This window comes from Niveispirillum sp., assembly GCF_052437035.1.
Taxonomy (GTDB): Bacteria; Pseudomonadota; Alphaproteobacteria; order Azospirillales; family Azospirillaceae; genus Niveispirillum.
On record NZ_JBQVOH010000008.1, the window covers coordinates 149,432 to 168,333 of the forward strand.

At 64.2% G+C, this 18,902-nt stretch carries 13 protein-coding genes; 4 read left to right on the forward strand and 9 right to left on the reverse strand.

Annotation, left to right across the window (positions count from 1 at the left end):
* Positions 1-5: 5 nt before the first annotated feature.
* Positions 6-773: a hypothetical protein gene (locus ACT6Q8_RS19180; protein WP_054167671.1), complete on the reverse strand. Its 768-nt coding sequence runs from the start codon at positions 771-773 to the stop codon at positions 6-8.
* On the reverse strand, positions 770-1,375 hold the full coding sequence (locus ACT6Q8_RS19185; RefSeq protein ID WP_054167670.1) for a RibD family protein: 606 nt from the start codon (positions 1,373-1,375) through the stop codon (positions 770-772). The genes ACT6Q8_RS19180 and ACT6Q8_RS19185 overlap by 4 nt, the downstream gene beginning before the upstream one ends.
* 120 nt (positions 1,376-1,495) lie before the next feature.
* Here ACT6Q8_RS19185 and ribA point away from each other — a divergent pair, with 120 nt between their 5' ends.
* Positions 1,496-2,125, forward strand: coding sequence for a GTP cyclohydrolase II (ribA, locus tag ACT6Q8_RS19190; RefSeq protein ID WP_444733649.1), 630 nt, complete (start codon positions 1,496-1,498; stop codon positions 2,123-2,125).
* A gap of 10 nt (positions 2,126-2,135) precedes the next feature.
* Here the strand turns inward: ribA and ACT6Q8_RS19195 are convergent, their stop codons facing one another.
* The 4 genes from ACT6Q8_RS19195 to ACT6Q8_RS19210 all read right to left on the reverse strand — a co-directional run bounded on the left by ACT6Q8_RS19195 (position 2,136) and on the right by ACT6Q8_RS19210 (position 8,907).
* A complete protein-coding gene (locus ACT6Q8_RS19195; protein WP_444733648.1) occupies positions 2,136-3,293 on the reverse strand; it encodes an alginate lyase family protein in 1,158 nt (385 codons plus the stop codon).
* Positions 3,294-3,301: 8 nt separating this feature from the next.
* Positions 3,302-4,978 carry a hypothetical protein gene (locus tag ACT6Q8_RS19200; RefSeq protein ID WP_444733647.1) on the reverse strand — a complete coding sequence of 559 codons (1,677 nt, stop codon included), beginning with the start codon at positions 4,976-4,978 and terminating at the stop codon, positions 3,302-3,304.
* 96 nt (positions 4,979-5,074) lie between these two features.
* Positions 5,075-7,696, reverse strand: coding sequence for a TonB-dependent receptor (locus tag ACT6Q8_RS19205; RefSeq protein ID WP_444733646.1), 2,622 nt, complete (start codon positions 7,694-7,696; stop codon positions 5,075-5,077).
* A 296-nt stretch (positions 7,697-7,992) separates the two neighbouring features.
* Complete coding sequence (locus ACT6Q8_RS19210) at positions 7,993-8,907, reverse strand: DUF4861 family protein (protein WP_444733645.1); 915 nt, start codon at positions 8,905-8,907, stop codon at positions 7,993-7,995.
* A gap of 160 nt (positions 8,908-9,067) precedes the next feature.
* Between ACT6Q8_RS19210 and ACT6Q8_RS19215 the strand changes: the two genes are divergently transcribed.
* From ACT6Q8_RS19215 to kduI, 3 genes are all read left to right on the forward strand, one after another.
* A complete protein-coding gene (locus ACT6Q8_RS19215; RefSeq protein ID WP_444733644.1) occupies positions 9,068-9,769 on the forward strand; it encodes a FadR/GntR family transcriptional regulator in 702 nt (233 codons plus the stop codon).
* Between the two features lie 149 nt (positions 9,770-9,918).
* On the forward strand, positions 9,919-11,085 hold the full coding sequence (locus ACT6Q8_RS19220; RefSeq protein ID WP_444733643.1) for a glycoside hydrolase family 88/105 protein: 1,167 nt from the start codon (positions 9,919-9,921) through the stop codon (positions 11,083-11,085).
* A 32-nt stretch (positions 11,086-11,117) separates the two neighbouring features.
* Positions 11,118-11,954 carry a 5-dehydro-4-deoxy-D-glucuronate isomerase gene (kduI, locus tag ACT6Q8_RS19225; protein ID WP_054167662.1) on the forward strand — a complete coding sequence of 279 codons (837 nt, stop codon included), beginning with the start codon at positions 11,118-11,120 and terminating at the stop codon, positions 11,952-11,954.
* An 8-nt stretch (positions 11,955-11,962) separates the two neighbouring features.
* Here kduI and uxuA read toward each other — a convergent pair whose 3' ends face one another.
* From uxuA to atzF, 3 genes are all read right to left on the reverse strand, one after another.
* Positions 11,963-13,135 carry a mannonate dehydratase gene (gene uxuA, locus ACT6Q8_RS19230; protein WP_054167661.1) on the reverse strand — a complete coding sequence of 391 codons (1,173 nt, stop codon included), beginning with the start codon at positions 13,133-13,135 and terminating at the stop codon, positions 11,963-11,965.
* Between the two features lie 264 nt (positions 13,136-13,399).
* Complete coding sequence (uca, locus tag ACT6Q8_RS19235; RefSeq protein ID WP_444733642.1) at positions 13,400-16,990, reverse strand: urea carboxylase; 3,591 nt, start codon at positions 16,988-16,990, stop codon at positions 13,400-13,402.
* A 116-nt stretch (positions 16,991-17,106) separates the two neighbouring features.
* On the reverse strand, positions 17,107-18,894 hold the full coding sequence (gene atzF, locus ACT6Q8_RS19240) for an allophanate hydrolase (RefSeq protein WP_444733641.1): 1,788 nt from the start codon (positions 18,892-18,894) through the stop codon (positions 17,107-17,109).
* Positions 18,895-18,902 lie beyond the last annotated feature (8 nt).

Below are 18,902 nucleotides of genomic sequence, written 5' to 3' on the forward strand. Positions count from 1 at the left end.
GGTCCTCAAGATGCAAGGGGTTGCCGGACAAGATCGGGAAGGTCGGGCCGCATCAGGTCATCCGCCAGCGGGGTGCCGTGCAGCGCCTGGGCCAGTTCATCGAAATTCAGGATGTTGGTGCGCAGGTCGGCGGGTGCGCGCTTGCGGCAGATGGCCGGCAGGGTGCCGCGCGGCGCCACACCCAGCCGGGCCAGGATGCGGGCCAGTTCCTGTGGGTTCGCCAGCGCCTCATAATCGGTTTCCAGCCAATCCTGTCCGCTGGCCCGCAACGCCGCTTCGACGCGTGCGTAATAGGCGGCGTTCAGTTCGGCATGGCGCATCAGGGCGTCGGGCGGGATGCATACCGACGGGGCGGGCGGCAGCACCTGTCCGGCATAGCTTTCCCAGGCGCCGGTGAAGCGGGCAATCTCCTCCGACACAAAGGTCCGCACGCGGTTCTGCCGGCGCAGCAGGATCTTCACGACCGGCGGGTCATCCAGCAGCAGCCGTTCCGCCAGGGCGCATTCCCCCCGGTTCATCTTGAACCCGACCGCGCGCACACAGCCACCGGCACCCCAGACACGGGACAGAAAACCGGCGGGGTCGGCATCACGCGCCGCCATGTCCCCCAGGGTGGGGAACAGATCAGCCCGGTCGCGGGCCAGATGTACACCACCGGGATTGAACAGGCCGTGATGGCACAGGATATCGGGGTGCCCGTTCAGCAGACCACACAGCAGATTGCTGCCGGTGCGCGGGGCCGCGAAGATGACGAAGCGGACAGGCAGCGTCATTGCATCACCGTCCCAGGGGGTATCCCCGCTTCCACTAGGAAACCTTCACCGAATGGCCGCACCGCGCGAAAGGCCGGCAGCGGGGACAGGCTGGCCCGTGCAGCACGTTCCGCCGAACGGGCATTATCTGCGCGGATGTAAAGGGTCAGACAGTCGAACAGCCCCTGCTGAAGAAAGGACCGCAACAGGGTCGGCCCCCCTTCCACCAGCATGCTGCGGATGCCATGGCCGGCCAGGGCCGCCAGCGGGTGGTCCAGCCCGTGCGTTGGCGCATTCAGCACTGTATCGGCATTGTCCAGGGCCGCCTGACCGACCGCAAAGACCGGGGTTCCGGGCAGGGCCGGCATACAGACCTGAGAACCGGAGAAGATGACCCGCACAGGCTGCCGGGCGGGTTCGCGGCCCAGCCGTTCCGGCCTTGCGGTCAGGCGCGGGCGATCCAGGTTCCAGGTCCTGGCGCCTACGGCGATGGCGTCGTAATCCTCCCGCAACTGATGCACACGCCGCCAATCGGCCGCGCACGACACCTCCGCCCCCGCCGGAAGGGCGGATGGTTCGGTCGCAACATCAATTGCGAAGTTAAGATGTACGAAAGGGCGCATCCCGTCTCCTTTTGGAAAAGGCACGGTCGACATACGTTTCTGAGTAGTTACAAAGCGTTTTACGCGCAACTATAATGGGTGTAAAGCAATATTACATTTGGTTCAGATGGGGATCAGGTCATGTCTGAAAAGGAAGCCGGATCATCAATGGTCACCCGCCTGTCAGACGCGACGATCCCCACCCCGGACGGCACCTTCCGGATGATCCTGTTCCGGGAAGAGGCGACGGGCCGCGAACATGTGGCCATGGTGCTGGGGGCGGTAGGCAGCGGCACACCGCTGGTCCGTATCCATTCCGAATGCATGACGGGCGATGTGTTCGGCTCCCTGCGCTGCGACTGTGGCGAGCAGCTGGCCGCCGCGCGCACCTGTATCGGGGAGGAAGGGGCCGGCATCATTCTGTATCTGCGCCAGGAAGGGCGCGGCATCGGCCTTGCCAACAAGCTGCGAGCTTATCAGCTGCAAGATCAGGGGTTTGATACGGTGGAGGCCAACCACGAGCTGGGCTTTGCCGCAGACCTGCGGCAGTTCGGGGTGGCTGCGGCCATGCTGGACGCGCTGGGCGTGGGGTCCGTGCGCCTGATGACCAACAATCCGCGCAAGCAGGACGCGCTGGAGAAGGCGGGCATCCGCATCGCCGAACGCGTGCCTGTGCGCGTTCCCGTCCTCCCGGAAAACCGGCGCTATTTGCAGACCAAGGCCCTGAAGCTGGGCCACCGCATCGACTGGCTGCCGGAACTGGATGCGTGAGGTTCAGGCATCACCACAATAGCGGCTGTCGCAGCGGGTAGTTGCGGATCAGTTCGGCGTCGGTGGGATCGGGGTTGAGGCGCTGCCAGAGGGCCAGGTAATCCGGCCGGCCCAGGGCAAGGCCCCCGAACAGCAAGGCCGGTTGCCGCAGGGGCCAGCCCTCCCACGCCTCCACATCCGGCGGTTTGGGCCAGCGCGACTTGTCGGCGATGAAGGGGGCCATATAGGACAGGGCATCAGCGATGGAACCGCCGCCCACCCCCTTATACCGCCAGAGGCCAAAATCCGGCCCCGACAGGATATGGGCGCAGGCCGCCAGCGCATCCAGATTGAACAGGCAATAGGCAAAGGGCTTTGTCCGGGCCAGTTCCAGCGGTTGTGACCCGTCGAATGCGATCTGTCCTGCGATCAGGGCCTTGAGCCGATCAAGCGCCTGCGCCCGTGCGGCGGCCCGTCCCGTCAGACGGGCAAATTCTGCGACCTGCAAGGCCCAGCAGGTGCCGTGATTATTCTTCTGCTCCCGCTCCTCAATCCCGTTGGGCGATGTGGTCATCCAGGTCAGATAGGCATTGAACCAAGAGATGATGGGATCATAGGCAACGCCATCGGGCCAGAGACGGCGCAGGACGGCGACGGCACGCGCCACCTCCACCAGATGCAGCGTATCAATGACGCCGATGCCCCGGCCTGTATTGATGCCGATCACAGCCTGGGCATGGTTCAAATGCGGGGCCATGCGCGTCGCCGGGTCCACGAACCAGGCGCGCAGGTGGCGGTCGGCGGCCACGGCATAACGAATGTCGCCCGTCAGGGCGAAGGCCGCCACCAGGGCCGGCAAAATCCGGCTGAACCGGATCAGCGCGTCACGGTGCGCGGTGAACTTGTCCGGGTTGGAGAAACCGTCGCGGCGGATATAGGGGCCGCCGGGATTGGCCGGGTCCGGCCACCAATAATCCCCCTCCGAGTAGTAATCATGGGGGCCACCGGGGCTGCGCGGGGCGAGAAGGCTGGTGACGGTGAGCGGGGGTTCATCCCGGAACCCGTCCGCCGCGCGCAGGACGCGCCCCCGTTCAAGGATCGCCAGGTCAGGGCCGCCAGCGGGTGCCGCTGCCCAGGCGGGCAGCGACCAGAGCAAGCTCAGGCCCGTGCAGAAATCCCGCCGCCGCATCAGTCCGCCTATCGCCGCTTGGCCAGTTGGTAATCATAGAGCGAGGGGGCAGCCGCCACCGGCTGGCCCGTACCCTCGATATAGGGTGGGGGATTGTAGCGGACCTGGATGGTGCGGTTGGCATGCAGGCCCACCACCCGCTCCCCCGGACCTTCCAGACCGCTGAGGATGGTGACAGTGGCGTCGGCGGGCACGGTTTCAGGCATCACCAGCTTGGCGTTCCAGACGGTATTGTATAGGCCATGGCCCGGCTTCCAGTAAGAAGCACCACCACCAACCCATAGCCGGTACTGCCACTCGCCCTTTTTCTGCACGGGGTCGATCCACATGTTGATCTGGTCGAAAAGGTTCTGATGGTTAGATCCGCTATGCTGATCAATCGCCGCGTCACGCTTAACCTGGGCGCGCAGGAAGACAGCGCGGGTGGAGCGGGTATTGACCGACAGGGGGTGGATCACGGGGTTCTCCACCACCAGATCCTTGACCAGCACATTATGCGCCGCCCCGACATGTACGGAATAATGGGCGCGACGGTCGCCGCTGGTCACGATGTCTTCAATGGTCAGGCTGGCGGCATTGTCGGTCAGGATACCACTGTCGGACTTGTCGATGGTCAGGTTGCGGATCCAACCATCGAAGACGCCCGTCATGTATATGCCGTTATAGCCCTGTTCCAGATGATGGCCGAAGGATGGGCTTTCGGGGAATTGCAGGCGCAGATTCTGAATGCCGACATTGGTCAGATGCTGCCACGCGCTGAGGATCGCCGGCTGATCGGCGCGCACATCATGCAGCAGCGGGTCCCCCAGGGTCACGCGCTTACCCTTGATGGCCACGATCTTTGTCGATTGCGCCACCACGGCCCGGTCGGGCGAGGTCCAATGGTGGGACCCGATGGGCAGGTCGGTATCGCCATAGAGCGATTTCAGGATGGCGCTGTCCTTGCCCGCCGTCGCGAACCATTCCACGCGCAGCACATCCCCCACCTTCAGGCGCGAGGTGTCATCCACGGTCAGGGTGCGGTCAAACTGCTTGCCCGCCACGCCCCTGGCCAGGGTCGGATCACGCTTGTCAAAGGCGGGATCGTAGGAGGCGGGGCGGGTACGGTCCGGCCCCACAAAGATCATGCCGCCGGCCCAGCTATATTCGGAGAACAGGTAGTTGATATTGTGCTCCGGCTGTACCTCGTACTTCTTCTCTTTCACCAGATATTGCCGCAGCTCGGCAAAATCCTGGCTGTCATCGACCAGTTTCAGGGGGCGGGGGAAGTACAGCTCGCTGCCATCCGTCCCGTCGCCGGCCCCATCCAGAACGATGTCGGAGCGGGTGATGCGCAACACCTCGGTGATCTGGGTACGGCCCTTGGGAAAGCGCAAGGTGACCTTGCCGGCAACGGCATTGGCGGCGGCCAAGGCCTTCAAGGTGGATTTTGTATCGTCCAGCCCATCATCGGGGATGACCCCGTAATCGGTGACATTGATGATGGTGCCGGGATCGGTGGGGATGGCACCCAGCCCAAAGCCGTAACCGGCATAGGAGAAATCGGGCAAGGGATTGGCAGCCCGCACCGCCTTGTCCGACAGGATTTTCGGCAGATCGGCGGCAGAGGCCGTCAGGGCGGTGGTGGACAGCGCGAGGGCCAGCCATATGCGGGACAAAGGCAGAGTCCGCTGACAGAAAGTCATCTGATCACTCCTTCCGGGCTGCGCCGGAAATCTCCAGACCATACGATCCTACCCGCCTTCCCGGCGAAGGCCGGGAAGGCGGAAAAGGGTCAGCCCTCAGAACTTCGCCCGCACACCAGCCGAGAAGCGGCGTTCGGAGATGGCGTAGCTGTTCAGCGCGGTTTCATCGAAATTGCTGTATTCCGACGTGGCCGACTTCTTGGGCAGCAGGTTCTGGGCATTGAACGATACCGACACCTGTTCGGTGATGTCGTAGCCGACCTGGGCATCCAGCTGTGAGCGGGCACCGATGAAGCTGGGCCGGCCTTCGGAGAATTCGAACACGGCCTCGTCCCGGTAATTATAGGCGAGGCGGGCCGAGAAGGGACCCTTCTCGTAAAGGCCGATCAGGTTGTAGCTGTTCTTGGACACCGCGACGAGCGGGAAGCCGGCATTATCCTCGCTGTCGGAATAGGTATAGTTGGCGATGACGCCCAGCCCGTCGAACGGTTCGGGCAGGAAGTCGAAGAACTGCTGAATGCCGACCTCGAAGCCCTTGATCTTGGCGCTGGCCAGGTTTTCCGGGCGGGAGAAGGTCAGTTCCCGGCCCTGCGGGTCCAGGTTGGTATCCGTGCCCGTGGTCACGAAGCTGGCGATGAAATCATCGACATCCTTGTAGAAGATGGCGCCAGAGATCAGCGAGCTTTTGCCATGGTAGTATTCAAAGCTGATATCACCCTGGGTAGAGACGGGCGGCTTCAGATCGGCATTGCCGCCCGTGACCGAGAGGTTAGTGGCGTTGAAGAAAGTGGACGGTGCCAGATCGGCGATGGAGGCGCGCTGCATCGTCTGTGACGCGCCCAGGCGAACCAGGAAATCGTCGGTGACATTGAAGGCGATATTCGCCGAGGGCAGGATGTTCGTATACTCGTTCTTATCGGTGACCAGCGTGCTGGTGGTGCCGACATTGAGGAACGTATCCACCGCCAGACGGGTGCGCGCCACGCGCACGCCGGCATTGGCCCGGAACGGGATCTCCCCGATCTCTCCTTCCCCCGCCACCATCAGGTAACCGGCCAGCGTCTTCTCGCTGAACGTATAGTCACGCTGATTGTTGGGCAGCAGGGTGGAACGGTCGCTGCTGTTGGGGTTGGGCTGTGCCGCCTGCGCGCGGGTGAAGACATAGTCGAAGGTGGGCGCCGTCGACAGGAAGCTGCGCGGGAAATTACCCGGAATATCGGGCAGGAAATTCTTCGCGTCGATCAGCCTCAGATAGGGTTCCAGCTCTGCGCGCGTCGGGGTCACTTGGCTGCGATAGGCGTTGGAGCGGGCACCCAGATCGGTGTAGCGGGCACCGCCGGAGATGGTGATGCCGCCTTCCGTCTCGTAGCTGACATCCAGCTTACCCGTCCATTCATCCAGCACACCCAGCAGCCGGTTCGACCGCACGCCATTGGTGGCGGGGTTGTAGGAGGCATAGTTGGTGGGGTTGAAGGTGCCGCCCAGCGCCAGGGACGGGACGGTCACATCGCGGAAATCGAAAGTGCCGGGGACGGCAGCGGTGGCCTGCAGGGTGATGATCTGTATGGTCTGATCAATGGTGCCCTTGCTGTAATAGCCATCGGCCTCCACCGTCAGGCCATCATCCTCATACTTGCCGTTCAGGCCATAGAGGAAGCTTTCCGTGGGTTCATTGCGGATCTGGCCCGCCGTGGTGACGGTGCCATTGGCGGTGCCGGCCACCACCATGTTATTCTCCGTCACGCGGTTGGTGACGGGGTTGTTGGCGGTGGGCAGGCGGAAGCTGAAGAAATCCTGATGCCGACCCGTCACAAGCTTTGAATAGAGCATGTCGGCGGTGATGGTCAGTTCGGGCGTCGCCTCAAACTGGATGGCGCCATTCACGCCGGTGCGCGAGCGGTCGACCACGAAGTTTTCATACTGCATCAGCACGGGCGTCTGGTTGACCCCGGCATTGGTGCCCGTATAGGTGCGGTTCAGGAAATTGTTGCGCTCGAACGCCTGGGTGGTCGAGGTGCGCTTCTGATACTCTGCCGCCAGCATTACGCCGATGCGGTCATCAGCGAATTTGGTGGTGCCAAAGCCGGTGAAGGCCGGCTCCACCTTGTCCGTAACCTGGGAATAGACGCCCTGGGCCTGGAAAGAGAAGGTGGGCTTCTTGAAGCTCAAGGGCTTGGGCGTCGTCAGGTTGACGGTGCCGCCCAGACCACCCTCGGCCTGCGCGGCCAGGGGGGATTTATAGACGGCCAGTTTGCCGAACAGGCTGGACGGAACCGCGTCCAGGCCCGACGAACGGCCCAGCTGATCATTTTCCGGCGGGGACAGGCGGGCGGACCAGCCCAGCAGCGTGCGGCCATCAACCTCCACCCGCACCTGCTGCAAACCGCGCACGGAGACGGACTGGCCTTCGCCGAAAACGCGGGTGATCTGCACACCGGTCACGCGCTGCAACGCTTCGGCCACGTTGACGTCGGGCAGCTTGCCCACGTCACTGGCGGTAATCACGTCCATCACCTGCGGCGCGTCCCGCTTTATATCGGCGGCCTGTTCCAGGGAGGCGCGAAGGCCGGTGACGATAATCTCTTCCAGCACCGCCGGATCACTGGCGGCGGTGTTGTTGGCGGCGACGTTTTGCGCCAGCGCCGGTGACAGCGAGAGGGCGGCAAAGGAAACGCCGCCAGCCAACGCGCATGCACCACGAACAGCCCAACTGGCCATGATCTTGTCCCTCCCATGTTGCGCGGCACCGTTCCGCTTCGGCGTGAAGCGGTGCCGTCTTTTCTTTGCTGATGGATCCCCAGGGGGCCTTCTGGCCATTCCCCTATTGCTTTACCTCGGTCCTGGGGAACCGATGGGGGCATGATGCGGCGGGTGATCCGGCCTGTCAACGAATTCGTATGACAACTTTGGCATGACCAGTGACCTGTTACCGATAGGCAACGCATGGGTTTGGTCCGACGGGCCGGACGCGCCGAAAACTATTGGTCATATAAATATTGATATTGGGGTGCCGGTTACCGGTCCGCCGCCGTGAAATCCACCTTTTCTGCGGCGGCATGCCGGTCCCAGGCGGCGCGGTCAGTAAAACCGCCCTGCCCCCTGCTCCAGGCCGAACCAGAATAATAGACGAAGGGTTTGCCGGGGGTGACGCGCAGCAGGACCAGATGATTATCGGCATCCCGCCGCACCTCCACGATCATGGCGGGATCAACGCGCAGCGCCACGGCCATGCGGCCATGTTCGGGATTGTCCGGCCCCCACCAGGAGATCAGGCCAGTTGCCTTGTCCACCGTCAGGTCACCCCCCTGCCCCGTCACCTTCTTGCCGATACCGATCCCGACGATCAGCAGGTCGGGCCGGTCGGATGACAGGGTGGAAACCATGCGCGTGAAATGCGTACCCAGGGCCAAGGTGAAACGCCGCGTCTCCCAGACCTTGCGATCGACATCCACGGGCCAGGGAGCGTAATCCACCTCAAACTCGGCGACGTCCGGCCCGTTCTTCAGGATACGGTGGCTGCGGTAGTTGCGCGAAATCCACAGCTTGTTGTCATGCCAGATGCCCAGGCCGCCGGCCCCGCGCCCCTGCCCGACATTGTAGAAATCCATGCCTTCGCCCAGGTCATTATGATAGTCGCGGGTGCGCAGCTGCCGGTCCATGTAAGGCCAGACCACTTTCTTGCCCCAACTGTCGATGCCCGACCCGGATGGCGGTTCCGCCGCCTCCAGCGCATGGCCATAGATGCGGTGCGCGGTCTTGTCATTTTCCCACATCAGATCATCATAGCGATAATCGGCCAGGGTGACGGCAGCACGCGGGGAACGGTCGGTCGGCGGCGGCAGGGTGGCTTTATCCTGCGCAAAAACGGTGCCGGTGGTCAGGGTGGAAAGCAGCAGGACCGCGAGCGCGGCGCGTCGGTTCCAATACATATGACAACATCCCATTATCCGGCATCAGACCGGTCGACCATTGTTTCGGTCGGTGTTAGATTAGAAGTAACCGGCGGAGAGTGATATGACAAGTAGGGTTGGCACCATGAGACAGGCGGATATGGGCGGCAGTACGGATGATTCCGGACGCGCAACTTCCTTGACCGACGACCTGTTCGTGAAGCTGGAGGCGCAGATCCGGTCAGGACAATTGCCGCCTGGGAGCCGCCTGCCCACCCAAAAGGAAATCGCCGAGGCCGAGAATGTCAGCCGTACCGTCGTGCGCGAGGCGGTGGCGCGCCTGACGGCGCAAGGGCTGGCCGTATCGCGACAGGGATCGGGCATGTATGTGGCCGACACCGCCGAATACCGGGCCTTCCAGATCACCAAGGACGAGCTGCACGAACTGGCCGATATCGTGAAGCTGCTGGAAATGCGCCTGGGCGTGGAGACGGAGATGGCGGGACTGGCCGCCGCCCGCCGCACCACCGCCGATATCGGCGCCATCCAGGACGCGCTTCAGGCCATGCGCGACCTCCGCGGCGATCCCGTGGCCGCCGCCAAGGCCGATACCGCCTTTCACCTGGCCATCGCGCGGGCCACGCAGAATGATTACTATGCCCGCTTTGTGGAGTTCCTGGGCCTGCGTCTGGTGCCGCCGCGCAATCTCTATCTGCGCGACCAGCCGGAAGAGGCGCACCAGGCCTATGCCGAGAAGGTGCATGGCGAGCATGAGGCCATTCTGGATGCCATCGTCCGCATGGACCCGACCCGCGCCAGGGAGGCGGCCCGCCACCATATGCAGGAAAGCCTGACACGGCATTCGATGTTGAGCGCGGCGGCGCGCGGCAAGGGCCGGTAACCGCCCCTTCTGGCCTGACCAGTCGCGCTTGACGATAGGTCGTAAATTTGTATGATAACTTTCAGGCGGCGATAGTCCGCGTGGGGAGGCATCATGCAGAACAGAATACCATCATGGGCCGCTCTCCATCCATTGCCCAAGGAAGCCCCATGAAGACGCCCCGTACCCTTGCCCTTCTGGCCCTGGCCCCGCTTCTGGCCGCCCTGCCCGTCACCGCCCCGGCGCAGGAACCGCCCAAGGCAACGTCCCCGGCACCGGTGGCAAAGGCGGCCATCGACAGTGCCGTGAAACTGGCGCGATGGCAGCTGGCGCGGATGACCGATACCAGCCATATTCCCCGCGCCACCGGCGGCACCCGCAACCCGCGCGGCTGGGAACAGGCCGTGTTCTGGGTGGGCATGACGGAACTGGCCGATGCCGGCGCCCCGCCCGATATCGCCAAGGCCATCCTGGATATGGGTGCCAGGAATGGCTGGACCCTGGCCGAGCGCCCCTATCATGCCGATGACCACACGATCGGGCAGGCCTATCTCTGGGCCGCCAGGCATGGCGCCAACCCAGCGGTGATCAATCCGTCGCGCAAAGTGTTCGACTTCGTGCTGGCTAATCCCGTGCGCGTGAACCTGGCCTTCTACGTACCGCCCACCGGCTATAATGATGCCGAGTGCCTGAAGCGCTGGTGCTGGTGCGATGCGCTGTTCATGTCGCCGCCGGCCTTTATCGAAATGTCGCGGCAGACAGGTGACAATCGGTATCGGGATTTCGCGCTGGCGGAATTCTGGGCCACCACCGACTTCCTCTACGATCCCGCCGAAAGCCTGTACTACCGCGACAGCCGCTTCTTCGAACGCCGCGATGACAAGCAGCGCAAGATGTTCTGGAGCCGGGGCAATGGCTGGGTCCTGTCGGGCATGGCCCGGACCATCCCGCTCCTGGAACCGGATAGCCCGGACCGGCTGCGGATGGAGGCCCTGTTCAAGGAAATGGCCGTCAAGATCAAGGCGACGCAGAAGCCGGACGGATATTGGCCGCCCTCGCTGCTGGCCCCGGAAAATTCCCCGGCGGAAAGCAGCGGTACGGCCTTCTACACCCATGCCATCGCCTGGGGGATCAATGCCGGGCTGTTGGACCGCGCCGCCTATGAACCTGTGGCACGGCGCGGCTGGGACGCGCTGACCCGCTCGATCCAGCCTGACGGGCGTCTGGGCTGGGTACAACAGGTCAGCGACCGGCCCGAACAGGTGGAACCCCAGGATACGCAATATTACGGCGTCGGTGCCTTCCTGCTGGCGGCTTCCGCCATCGCGAAGCTCTGAGGCCGCCCACACGCTGTAAAGCGGAGGCGATTTTGTTCGAAAAGACCTTCCACGCGACGCATCCCGCCATGATGGCGGGGGCGTCGAACGGGGACCTGCGCGACCGCTATCTGGTCACAGGCCTATTTCGGGTGGGGGAACTGGTGCTCAACTACTCCCACGGGGAACGGTTCATCATCGGCGGCGCCGTGCCCTCCGGGCAATGCCTGACCCTGCCCGCGCACAGCGAACCCGACAGTGCGGCGGGCCAGCCGCTGCTGTCACGCCGTGAAATGGGCGTGGTGAATATCGGGACCGGGGCCGGGGCCGTCACCGTCGACGGCCAGCGGTTTGAGATGGCACCGCGCGACGCGCTGTATATTCCCATGGGCAGCACGGACGTGCGGTTCGAGGGGGATGGCGCGCGCTATTACCTGTTGAGCGTGCCGGCCCACCGCACCTGCGCCCTGCGCAAGCTGAGCCTGTCCGACATCACGCCGATGCGGCGGGGAAGCCTGGAAACCGGCAATGACCGCAGCATCTTTCAGCTGATCCTGCCCCATACCTGCGCCAGCGCCTCGCTCTGCATGGGCATGACCATCCTGGAACCGGGCAGTGTCTGGAACACCATGCCGCCGCATGTGCATGAGCGGCGGTCGGAGATCTATCTCTATTTCGATCTGGGGGAAGATGACCGCGTCTTCCACTATATGGGTCACCCGGACCAGTTGCGGCACATGGTGATGGGCAATGAGGAGGTGGTGATCTCCCCGCCCTGGTCGGTGCATATGGGCTGCGGCACCCGCGCCTACAGCTTCATCTGGGCCATGGCGGGGGAGAACCTAGATTACAACGACATGGATGTGAAGGATATCTGCCAGCTGTGCTGACGGGGGGCTTAACGCCCCCGCGCGTGCCGTATCCCCCGCTCCAGCCCGCGCAGTTCGGCCAGACCGCGCATGCGGCCCAGCAGGGAATAGCCGGGGTTGGTAACCTTGTTCAGATCATCCAGCATCTGGTGGCCATGGTCGGGGCGCATCGGGATGCTGCGGTTCTGTGCATCGGACACCTCGCACAGGGCCGCCACGATGTCGGCCATGCCGGCATCGCCTTCCAGATGGGCGGCCTCATGGAACGACTTTCCATCCGGCTCCCGCTGGACGGAGCGCAGATGCACGAAGCCGATGCGGTCGCCAAGGCGGCGGATGATGCCGGGCAAATCATTGTCGGCGCGCGCACCGAAGGAACCGGCGCAAAAGCACAGGCCATTGGCGGCACTGGGCACCTGCCGGAACAGGTTGGTCACATCCGCCTCCGTGCTGACCACGCGCGGCAGGCCGAAGATCGGGAAAGGCGGGTCATCGGGATGAACCACCAGTTGCACCCCCGCTGCCTCTGCCGCGGGGCACACTTCCTCCAGGAAGCGCACATGGTTGCGGCGCAGCGTCTCTGCGCCGATATCGCGATAGGTGCCGATGGCGTCCAGGAACTGCGCAGAGGTGAAGCTTTCCTCGCTGCCCGGCAGACCGGCGATGATGGTGCGTTCCAGGGCGTGGCGATCCTGCGCACTCATCCCGTCATACAGCGCGCGGGCACGGGCGCGGACATCGGGGGCATAGTCAACCTCCGCCCCCGGACGTTCCAGAATATACTGATCATAGGCCGCGACGGCATCCCAGTCGAAGCGCAGGGCCCGCGCCCCATCGGGCATGGCAAAGGACAGGTCCGTGCGGGTCCAGTCCAACAGCGGCATGAAATTATAGGTCACGACCCGTACGCCGCAGGCGCCCAGATTGCGCAGGCTCTGCCGATAGGCATCGATCAGGCGGTCCCAATCGGCACCGGCGGTCTTGATCCCCTCATGCACGGGAACGCTTTCCACCACATCCCAGGCCAGGCCCGCCGCCTCGATCATCTGCTTGCGGGCCTGGATGGCATCCACAGTCCAGACCGCGCCGTTCGGCAACTCATGCAGGGCCGTGACGATACCGGTGGCGCCGGCCTGGCGGATATCCACCAGCCGCACCGGATCATTCGGGCCGAACCAGCGCATGGTCTGTGTCATCAACATGGTGCAATTCCCTGCTGCCGGCGCTCGCTGCCCAGAAAGGGGGTGGGCCGGTCTTGTGTCCGGATTGATTGAACACCATTGGCGCATGGGAATTCAACAAAATTGGTAATTCCAATTTTGCTGGGCACGCATGGTCATTCAGCGGACTTCCCGGCAAAATCAGATGTTATTGGCCTTACCATTCGTCCGCGATGAAAATGATAGCGGTAACTTGCCCGAAAGGGAAGTCATCTCCGCCATGTGGGGGCACGAAGCCCCCGCCCGTCAGGCCACCTCCATCGACAACAGTGCATCACCCGCCGTGACGGACCGCCCGGCCCGGCAATGGACGGCCCCGACACGACCGGCGCTTCGCGCCTGGATGGCGAATTCCATCTTCATGGCTTCCAGCACAACCAGGGTCTGGCCCGGCTCCACCTGCTGCCCCACCTCCACCAGCACCTTCCAGACATTGCCGGAAATATCGGCCTGGATGGCGTTCTCATCCGCCACGGCGGGGGCGGCATCGGCCTCCGCCGCTATGGCACCGTCATCGGTCTGCCAGCGTGCCACCTCTGCCGTGAATGCCGCCTGCTGGCGGGCGCGGAAGGCGGCAATGTCGTCGGCCTCTGCCGCCAAGGCCGCCTCATGCGCCTCCAGATCGAAGACCGAATCCTCCACCGTCACCTGCACCCGGCCCGCACGGAAATCGGCGCGGAACCTGTCCAGTTCCGGCTCCGTCACCGGATAGAAGCGCACGCGGTCAAAGAAACGCAGCAGCCAGGGTTCGGCTCCGAACTGCCGGTTGGCCAGGAACTTGTTCCAGATAGGCACGGTACGGCCCACCAGCTGGTATCCGCCAGGGCTGTCCATGCCATAGATGCACATATAGACACCACCGATCCCCACCGTGCCCTCCGCGGTGTAGGTGCGGGCGGGATTATACTTGCTGGTCAGCAGGCGGTGGCGAGGGTCCAGCGGTACCGCACAGGGGGCGCCCAGATAGACATCGCCCAGGCCCAGCACCATGTAACTGGCATCAAAGATCGTGTCACGCACCTGTTCCCGGCTCTCCAAGCCGTTGATGCGCTGAATGAAATCGACATTGTTGGGGAGCCAGGGGGCGTCCGCCTTCACCGTTTCCTGATAGCGGGTGACGGCACCCAAGGTGGCGCTGTCCTCAAACGCCATGGGCAGATGCACGATGCGGCTGGGCACTTTCAGCCCCGCCACCGATCCCAGCCCTTCCTCCAGCTTTAGCAAGGTCGCGACCAGCGCATCCTGATGGACGACCCGGCTGTCATAATGGATTTGCACCGACCGCACGCCGGGCGACAGTTCGGCCACCCCTGGCACCTTGGCCGCCGTCAGTGCCTCCATCAACAGATGGATGCGCAGCCGCAGCCGCAGGTCCAGCACATTCTCCCCATATTCCAGCATGATGTATTTATCGCCGGCCTGACGATAGGTGACCATGGGCCGGTCGCCGCTGGCCGGTAGGCGGGTCAGGATGCAGCTATCGGGTGCAATTACCGCCGGCACCGGCAGCACCGCATCGTCCAACCCGGCAATCGCAGCATCCTGCGCCTGTTCCAGGGCCAGGGCGTCGGCGAAGCTGACGGGGCGGAAGCGGATGGTGTCGCCCGGTTTCACCTGCCCCACCTTCCACAGGTCGGCCTTGATGATGGTGGCGGGGCAGACGAAGCCGCCCAGGCTGGGCCCGTCGCAGGTCAGAATGACGGGCGTGTCGCCGGTAAAATTGATGCTACCGATAGCGTAGACGCAATCATGGATGTTGGACGGGTGCAGCCCCGCCTCCCCGCCATCGCTGCGCGTCCATTCCGGCTTTGGCCCCACCAGCCGCACGCCCAACCGGTTGGAATTGTGATGCACGCGATAATCGCTGCTGAAGAAGGTTTCCATGGCCCCGGACTTGAAGAAGTCCGGCGCGCCATGAGGGCCATACAGCACCGCGATATCCCAATGTTTGCCATAGGCGGGGATCAGGCTGGTTGGAACCGGGTTAGGTTCCAGCACCGGCGCCGGAGTGGTGCAGGCGGGCGATCCCGGGCGGCTGACCGGCAGCACATCGCCGACGCGCAGGGTACGGCCCGCATGGCCGCCAAACTGCCCCAGGACGAAGGTCGATTTGCTGCCCAGATAGTCGGGCACATCCAGCCCATTGCGGATGGCGATATAGGTCCGGCACCCGCTTTCCGCCCGGCCCAGGCGCAGCACCTGCCCCGCCTTGACATGGATCGGCATCCAGAAGGGCAGGACCTCCCCCCCGTTCAGCGTAGCCGTCATGACGGCCCCGGTCAGGGCGATGGTGGCATCGCCATGAAAACGCAGGGTCGGGCCCTGCAGGGTGCATTCCAGACCCGCCGCCGCCGCGTCATTGCCGACAATGCGGTTGGCGAAGCGGAAGGCGTAATCATCCATCGGCCCCGACGGCGGCACGCCGATATCCCAATATCCATGCCGGCCCGGATAATCCTGCACGGTCGTGTAGGTGCCGGCCTCCACCACCTCCACCACGGGGGAGACATGGTGATAGCTGTCCAGGAAGCGGGTGGACATGCGTCCCTGGATGAAGGTATCGCCCGACAGGATGCCGCGCAGATAATCCAGATTGGTGGCGATGCCATGCAGGCGTGTGGCGTCCAGCGCCGCCAGCATCTTCAACCGCGCTGCCTCCCGGTCCGTTCCATGCACGATCAGCTTGGCGATCATCGGGTCATAGTTGGCAGACACCTCCGTGCCGGTACGCACCCATCCATCGACGCGCACGCCATCGGGGAAGAACACCTCCGTCAGGGTGCCGGGCGAGGGCGCGAAATTGCGCACCGGATTCTCCGCATAAAGCCGCACTTCGATCGATGCGCCCTGCGGTTCCGGCACGCGGGCGAAATCGGGCGGGTCGCCGGCGGCGATGCTGATCATCCATTCCACAAGGTCCAGACCGGTCACCGTCTCCGTCACCGGATGCTCAACCTGCAACCGCGTATTCACCTCAAGGAAGTAGAAGGCGTCGCGCGCCCCGTCATAGATGAACTCTACCGTTCCCGCCGAGACATAGCCCACCGCCTGCCCCAGACGCACAGCGGCGTCCAGAAGGCGGCGGCGGGTATCGGGCGGCAATCCTGGGGCGGGCGTTTCCTCGATCACTTTTTGATTACGGCGCTGCACCGAACAATCCCGTTCGCCCAGGGCCACCACATTGCCCCGACCATCGCCGAAGATCTGAACCTCGACATGCCGGGCGTCCGACACGAACCGTTCGATGAAGACGCCGCCATCCTTGAAAAAGGACTGGCCCAGACGCTTCACACTGTCGAACGCCGCGACCAGTTCCCCCTCATCGGCGCAGCGCTGCAACCCGATGCCGCCGCCACCCGCAGTACTTTTCAGCATGACGGGATAGCCGATTTCTGCCGCCGCCGCCTTCGCCTCCTCCACATCCTTCAACAGGTCAGTGCCGGGCGTCAGGGGAACGCCCGCCGCCTTGGCAATCTCGCGGGAGGTGTGTTTAAGGCCGAACCGGCGGATCTGGTCCGGGGTGGGGCCCACGAAGGCGATGCCGGCGGCGGCGCATTGTTCGGCGAACTCGGTATTCTCCGACAGGAAGCCATAGCCGGGGATGATGGCCTCCGCCCCCGTCTCCCTGGCGATTTCAATGATCCGGTCACCGCGCAGATAGCTCTCCGCCGGCGTCTGCCCGCCCAGCGGGATGGCGATATCGGCAACGGCCACATGCAGACTGTCGGCATCGGCGTCGGAATAGACCGCGACCGAGCGAATACCCATCCGCTTCAAGGTGGCGGCGATACGAACGGCAATTTCACCACGATTGGCGATCAGGACGGTCTTAAACATGCTTTGTTCTCCCAGTAGTCCCTCAGTCGCCGGGCGCCGCCATCCGGCGGCTTGGCTCACGCCGCATGGGCGGCGGGCCGGCAGTCGCCGGCCAGCAGCGGTCGCCGCCGTCGTGATCAAGCGGCATTCTGCGCACGCAGGCGCATATAGGCGCGCCAGCCGCCCAGGTTGGTAATGTCGGCTGCGTCGCTTGTGGCCCAGGCCTCGCACAGGAAACCCTGCACATGCCGGCCATCGACCAGTTCCAGGGTGCCGATACCCAGCGGCGGCGGGATCAACGCCACGAAGGACCCGTAATGAGCTACAGGCATGTCCCACAGTTCCACCGCGATGGGCATCCCCTCGCCGGTGCGCACCAGCCCCGGCTTGGGCGGCGTGGTGCCCGGCAGGGCGTAAAGGCGATAGGCAGCAGAGGTCAGCGTGCTTTCCAGCAGCACGGCACCGCGTTCCGTCAGCTGCCCGTTAAGCGGCATGCCCGACAGGTGCGCGCCGACGACCGCCAGCGTGATATGCCCGTGCCGTCCATCCACCATCTTTTCCGGCTGCGGCAGCGACAGGCTGCTGGCCCCGCGCTTCCACGGGCTGGCTGCCTGCCACAACCGGCCAAATTCGATCAGCCGTGCTTCGTTCCAGGCGGGCGCGATCAGGGTGATGCCGGCGGGCAGACCATCGCTGCGCATGCCCCCCGGCAGGGCGATGGCCGACCAGTCCATCAGGTTCACGAAATTGGTGTAGAGCCCCATGCGGCTGTTCACCCCCACCGGGTCCAACATCACCTCGGCAATGGTGGGCAGGGTCGGGGCGGTGGGCACCAACAGACCATCCAGACCCGCCATCAAGCCTTCGACCCTTCGCGCCAGTTCCATGCGCCGATACTCGGCCTTGAACCCGTCGGCGGCGGTGAAGGCCCGGGCCTTGTCGATGATCGAACGGACGACAGGGTGCACCATATCGGGCCTGTCGCGCATCACGCCTTCGATGGCGGCATAGCGTTCGGCGACCCATGGCCCGTCATAAAGCAGTGCCGCCACATCCCATAGCGGCTGAAAATCAATGGCGCGCAGGTCAACGCCCAGGGAGGTCAGGCGCGACAGCGACACCTGATAGGCCGCCTCTGCCGCGCCATCCCCGAACCAGTTGGGGGCCTTGGGAATACCCAGCACGGGCCGCGCCGGCCAAGCGGTGGGCGGGGGCCCGGCCTTGCGGGAATAGGCGTCGGCAGCGTCATAGCCCTGCATCCGCTCCATCACGCTGGCCGCATCATCGACCGACAGGGCCATGATGGTGATACAGTCCAGCGTGCGGCAGGCTGGCACCAGACCGCGCGTGGAAACCAGCCCCCGCGTGGGCTTGAACCCTACCAGATTATTATGCCCCGCCGGCACCCGGCCCGACCCCGCCGTATCGGTGCCCAGCGCGAACGGCACCAGACCGCGCGCCACCACCGATGCCGATCCAGAACTAGACCCGCCGGAAACATGATCGGCACTAAAGGCATTGGGCACGGCGCCATAGGGGGATCGGGTGCCCACCAGACCCGTGGCGAACTGATCCAGGTTGGTCTTGCCGATGACAACGGCCCCTGCCGCCTCCAGCCGCGCCACGGCGGCGGCACTGACATCCGGCTCATAGGCAAAATCCGGGCAGGCGCAGGTGGTGGGCAGGCCGGCGGCGTCGATATTGTCCTTCACGGCAAAGGGAATACCGTAAAGCGGGGCCGACGGGTCCAAAGCCGCGATCCGCGCCATCAGTGCATCCGGCCTGACCAGGCTGATCCAGGCCGGATCATCGGTGGAAAGCGCCGCCAGCAGTGTAGGCAGCAAATCCTGTGGCCGTTGCCCGGCCCGGTAGGCCCTGGTCCAGTCCTGCAGGGTCCAGAATTGGGTGACAATCATCGCGCTCATGGTCCGAT

Coding starts and splice junctions, on each gene's coding strand:
- atzF (WP_444733641.1), bottom strand. CDS start 18,894: ATGAGCGCGATGATTGTCACCCAATTCTGGACCCTGCAGGACTGGACC.
- ACT6Q8_RS19195 (WP_444733648.1), bottom strand. CDS start 3,293: ATGCGGCGGCGGGATTTCTGCACGGGCCTGAGCTTGCTCTGGTCGCTG.
- ACT6Q8_RS19185 (WP_054167670.1), bottom strand. CDS start 1,375: ATGCGCCCTTTCGTACATCTTAACTTCGCAATTGATGTTGCGACCGAA.
- ACT6Q8_RS19200 (WP_444733647.1), bottom strand. CDS start 4,978: ATGACTTTCTGTCAGCGGACTCTGCCTTTGTCCCGCATATGGCTGGCC.
- ACT6Q8_RS19220 (WP_444733643.1), top strand. CDS start 9,919: ATGAAGACGCCCCGTACCCTTGCCCTTCTGGCCCTGGCCCCGCTTCTG.
- ACT6Q8_RS19205 (WP_444733646.1), bottom strand. CDS start 7,696: ATGGCCAGTTGGGCTGTTCGTGGTGCATGCGCGTTGGCTGGCGGCGTT.
- uca (WP_444733642.1), bottom strand. CDS start 16,990: ATGTTTAAGACCGTCCTGATCGCCAATCGTGGTGAAATTGCCGTTCGT.
- ACT6Q8_RS19210 (WP_444733645.1), bottom strand. CDS start 8,907: ATGTATTGGAACCGACGCGCCGCGCTCGCGGTCCTGCTGCTTTCCACC.
- ACT6Q8_RS19180 (WP_054167671.1), bottom strand. CDS start 773: ATGACGCTGCCTGTCCGCTTCGTCATCTTCGCGGCCCCGCGCACCGGC.
- ribA (WP_444733649.1), top strand. CDS start 1,496: ATGTCTGAAAAGGAAGCCGGATCATCAATGGTCACCCGCCTGTCAGAC.
- uxuA (WP_054167661.1), bottom strand. CDS start 13,135: ATGTTGATGACACAGACCATGCGCTGGTTCGGCCCGAATGATCCGGTG.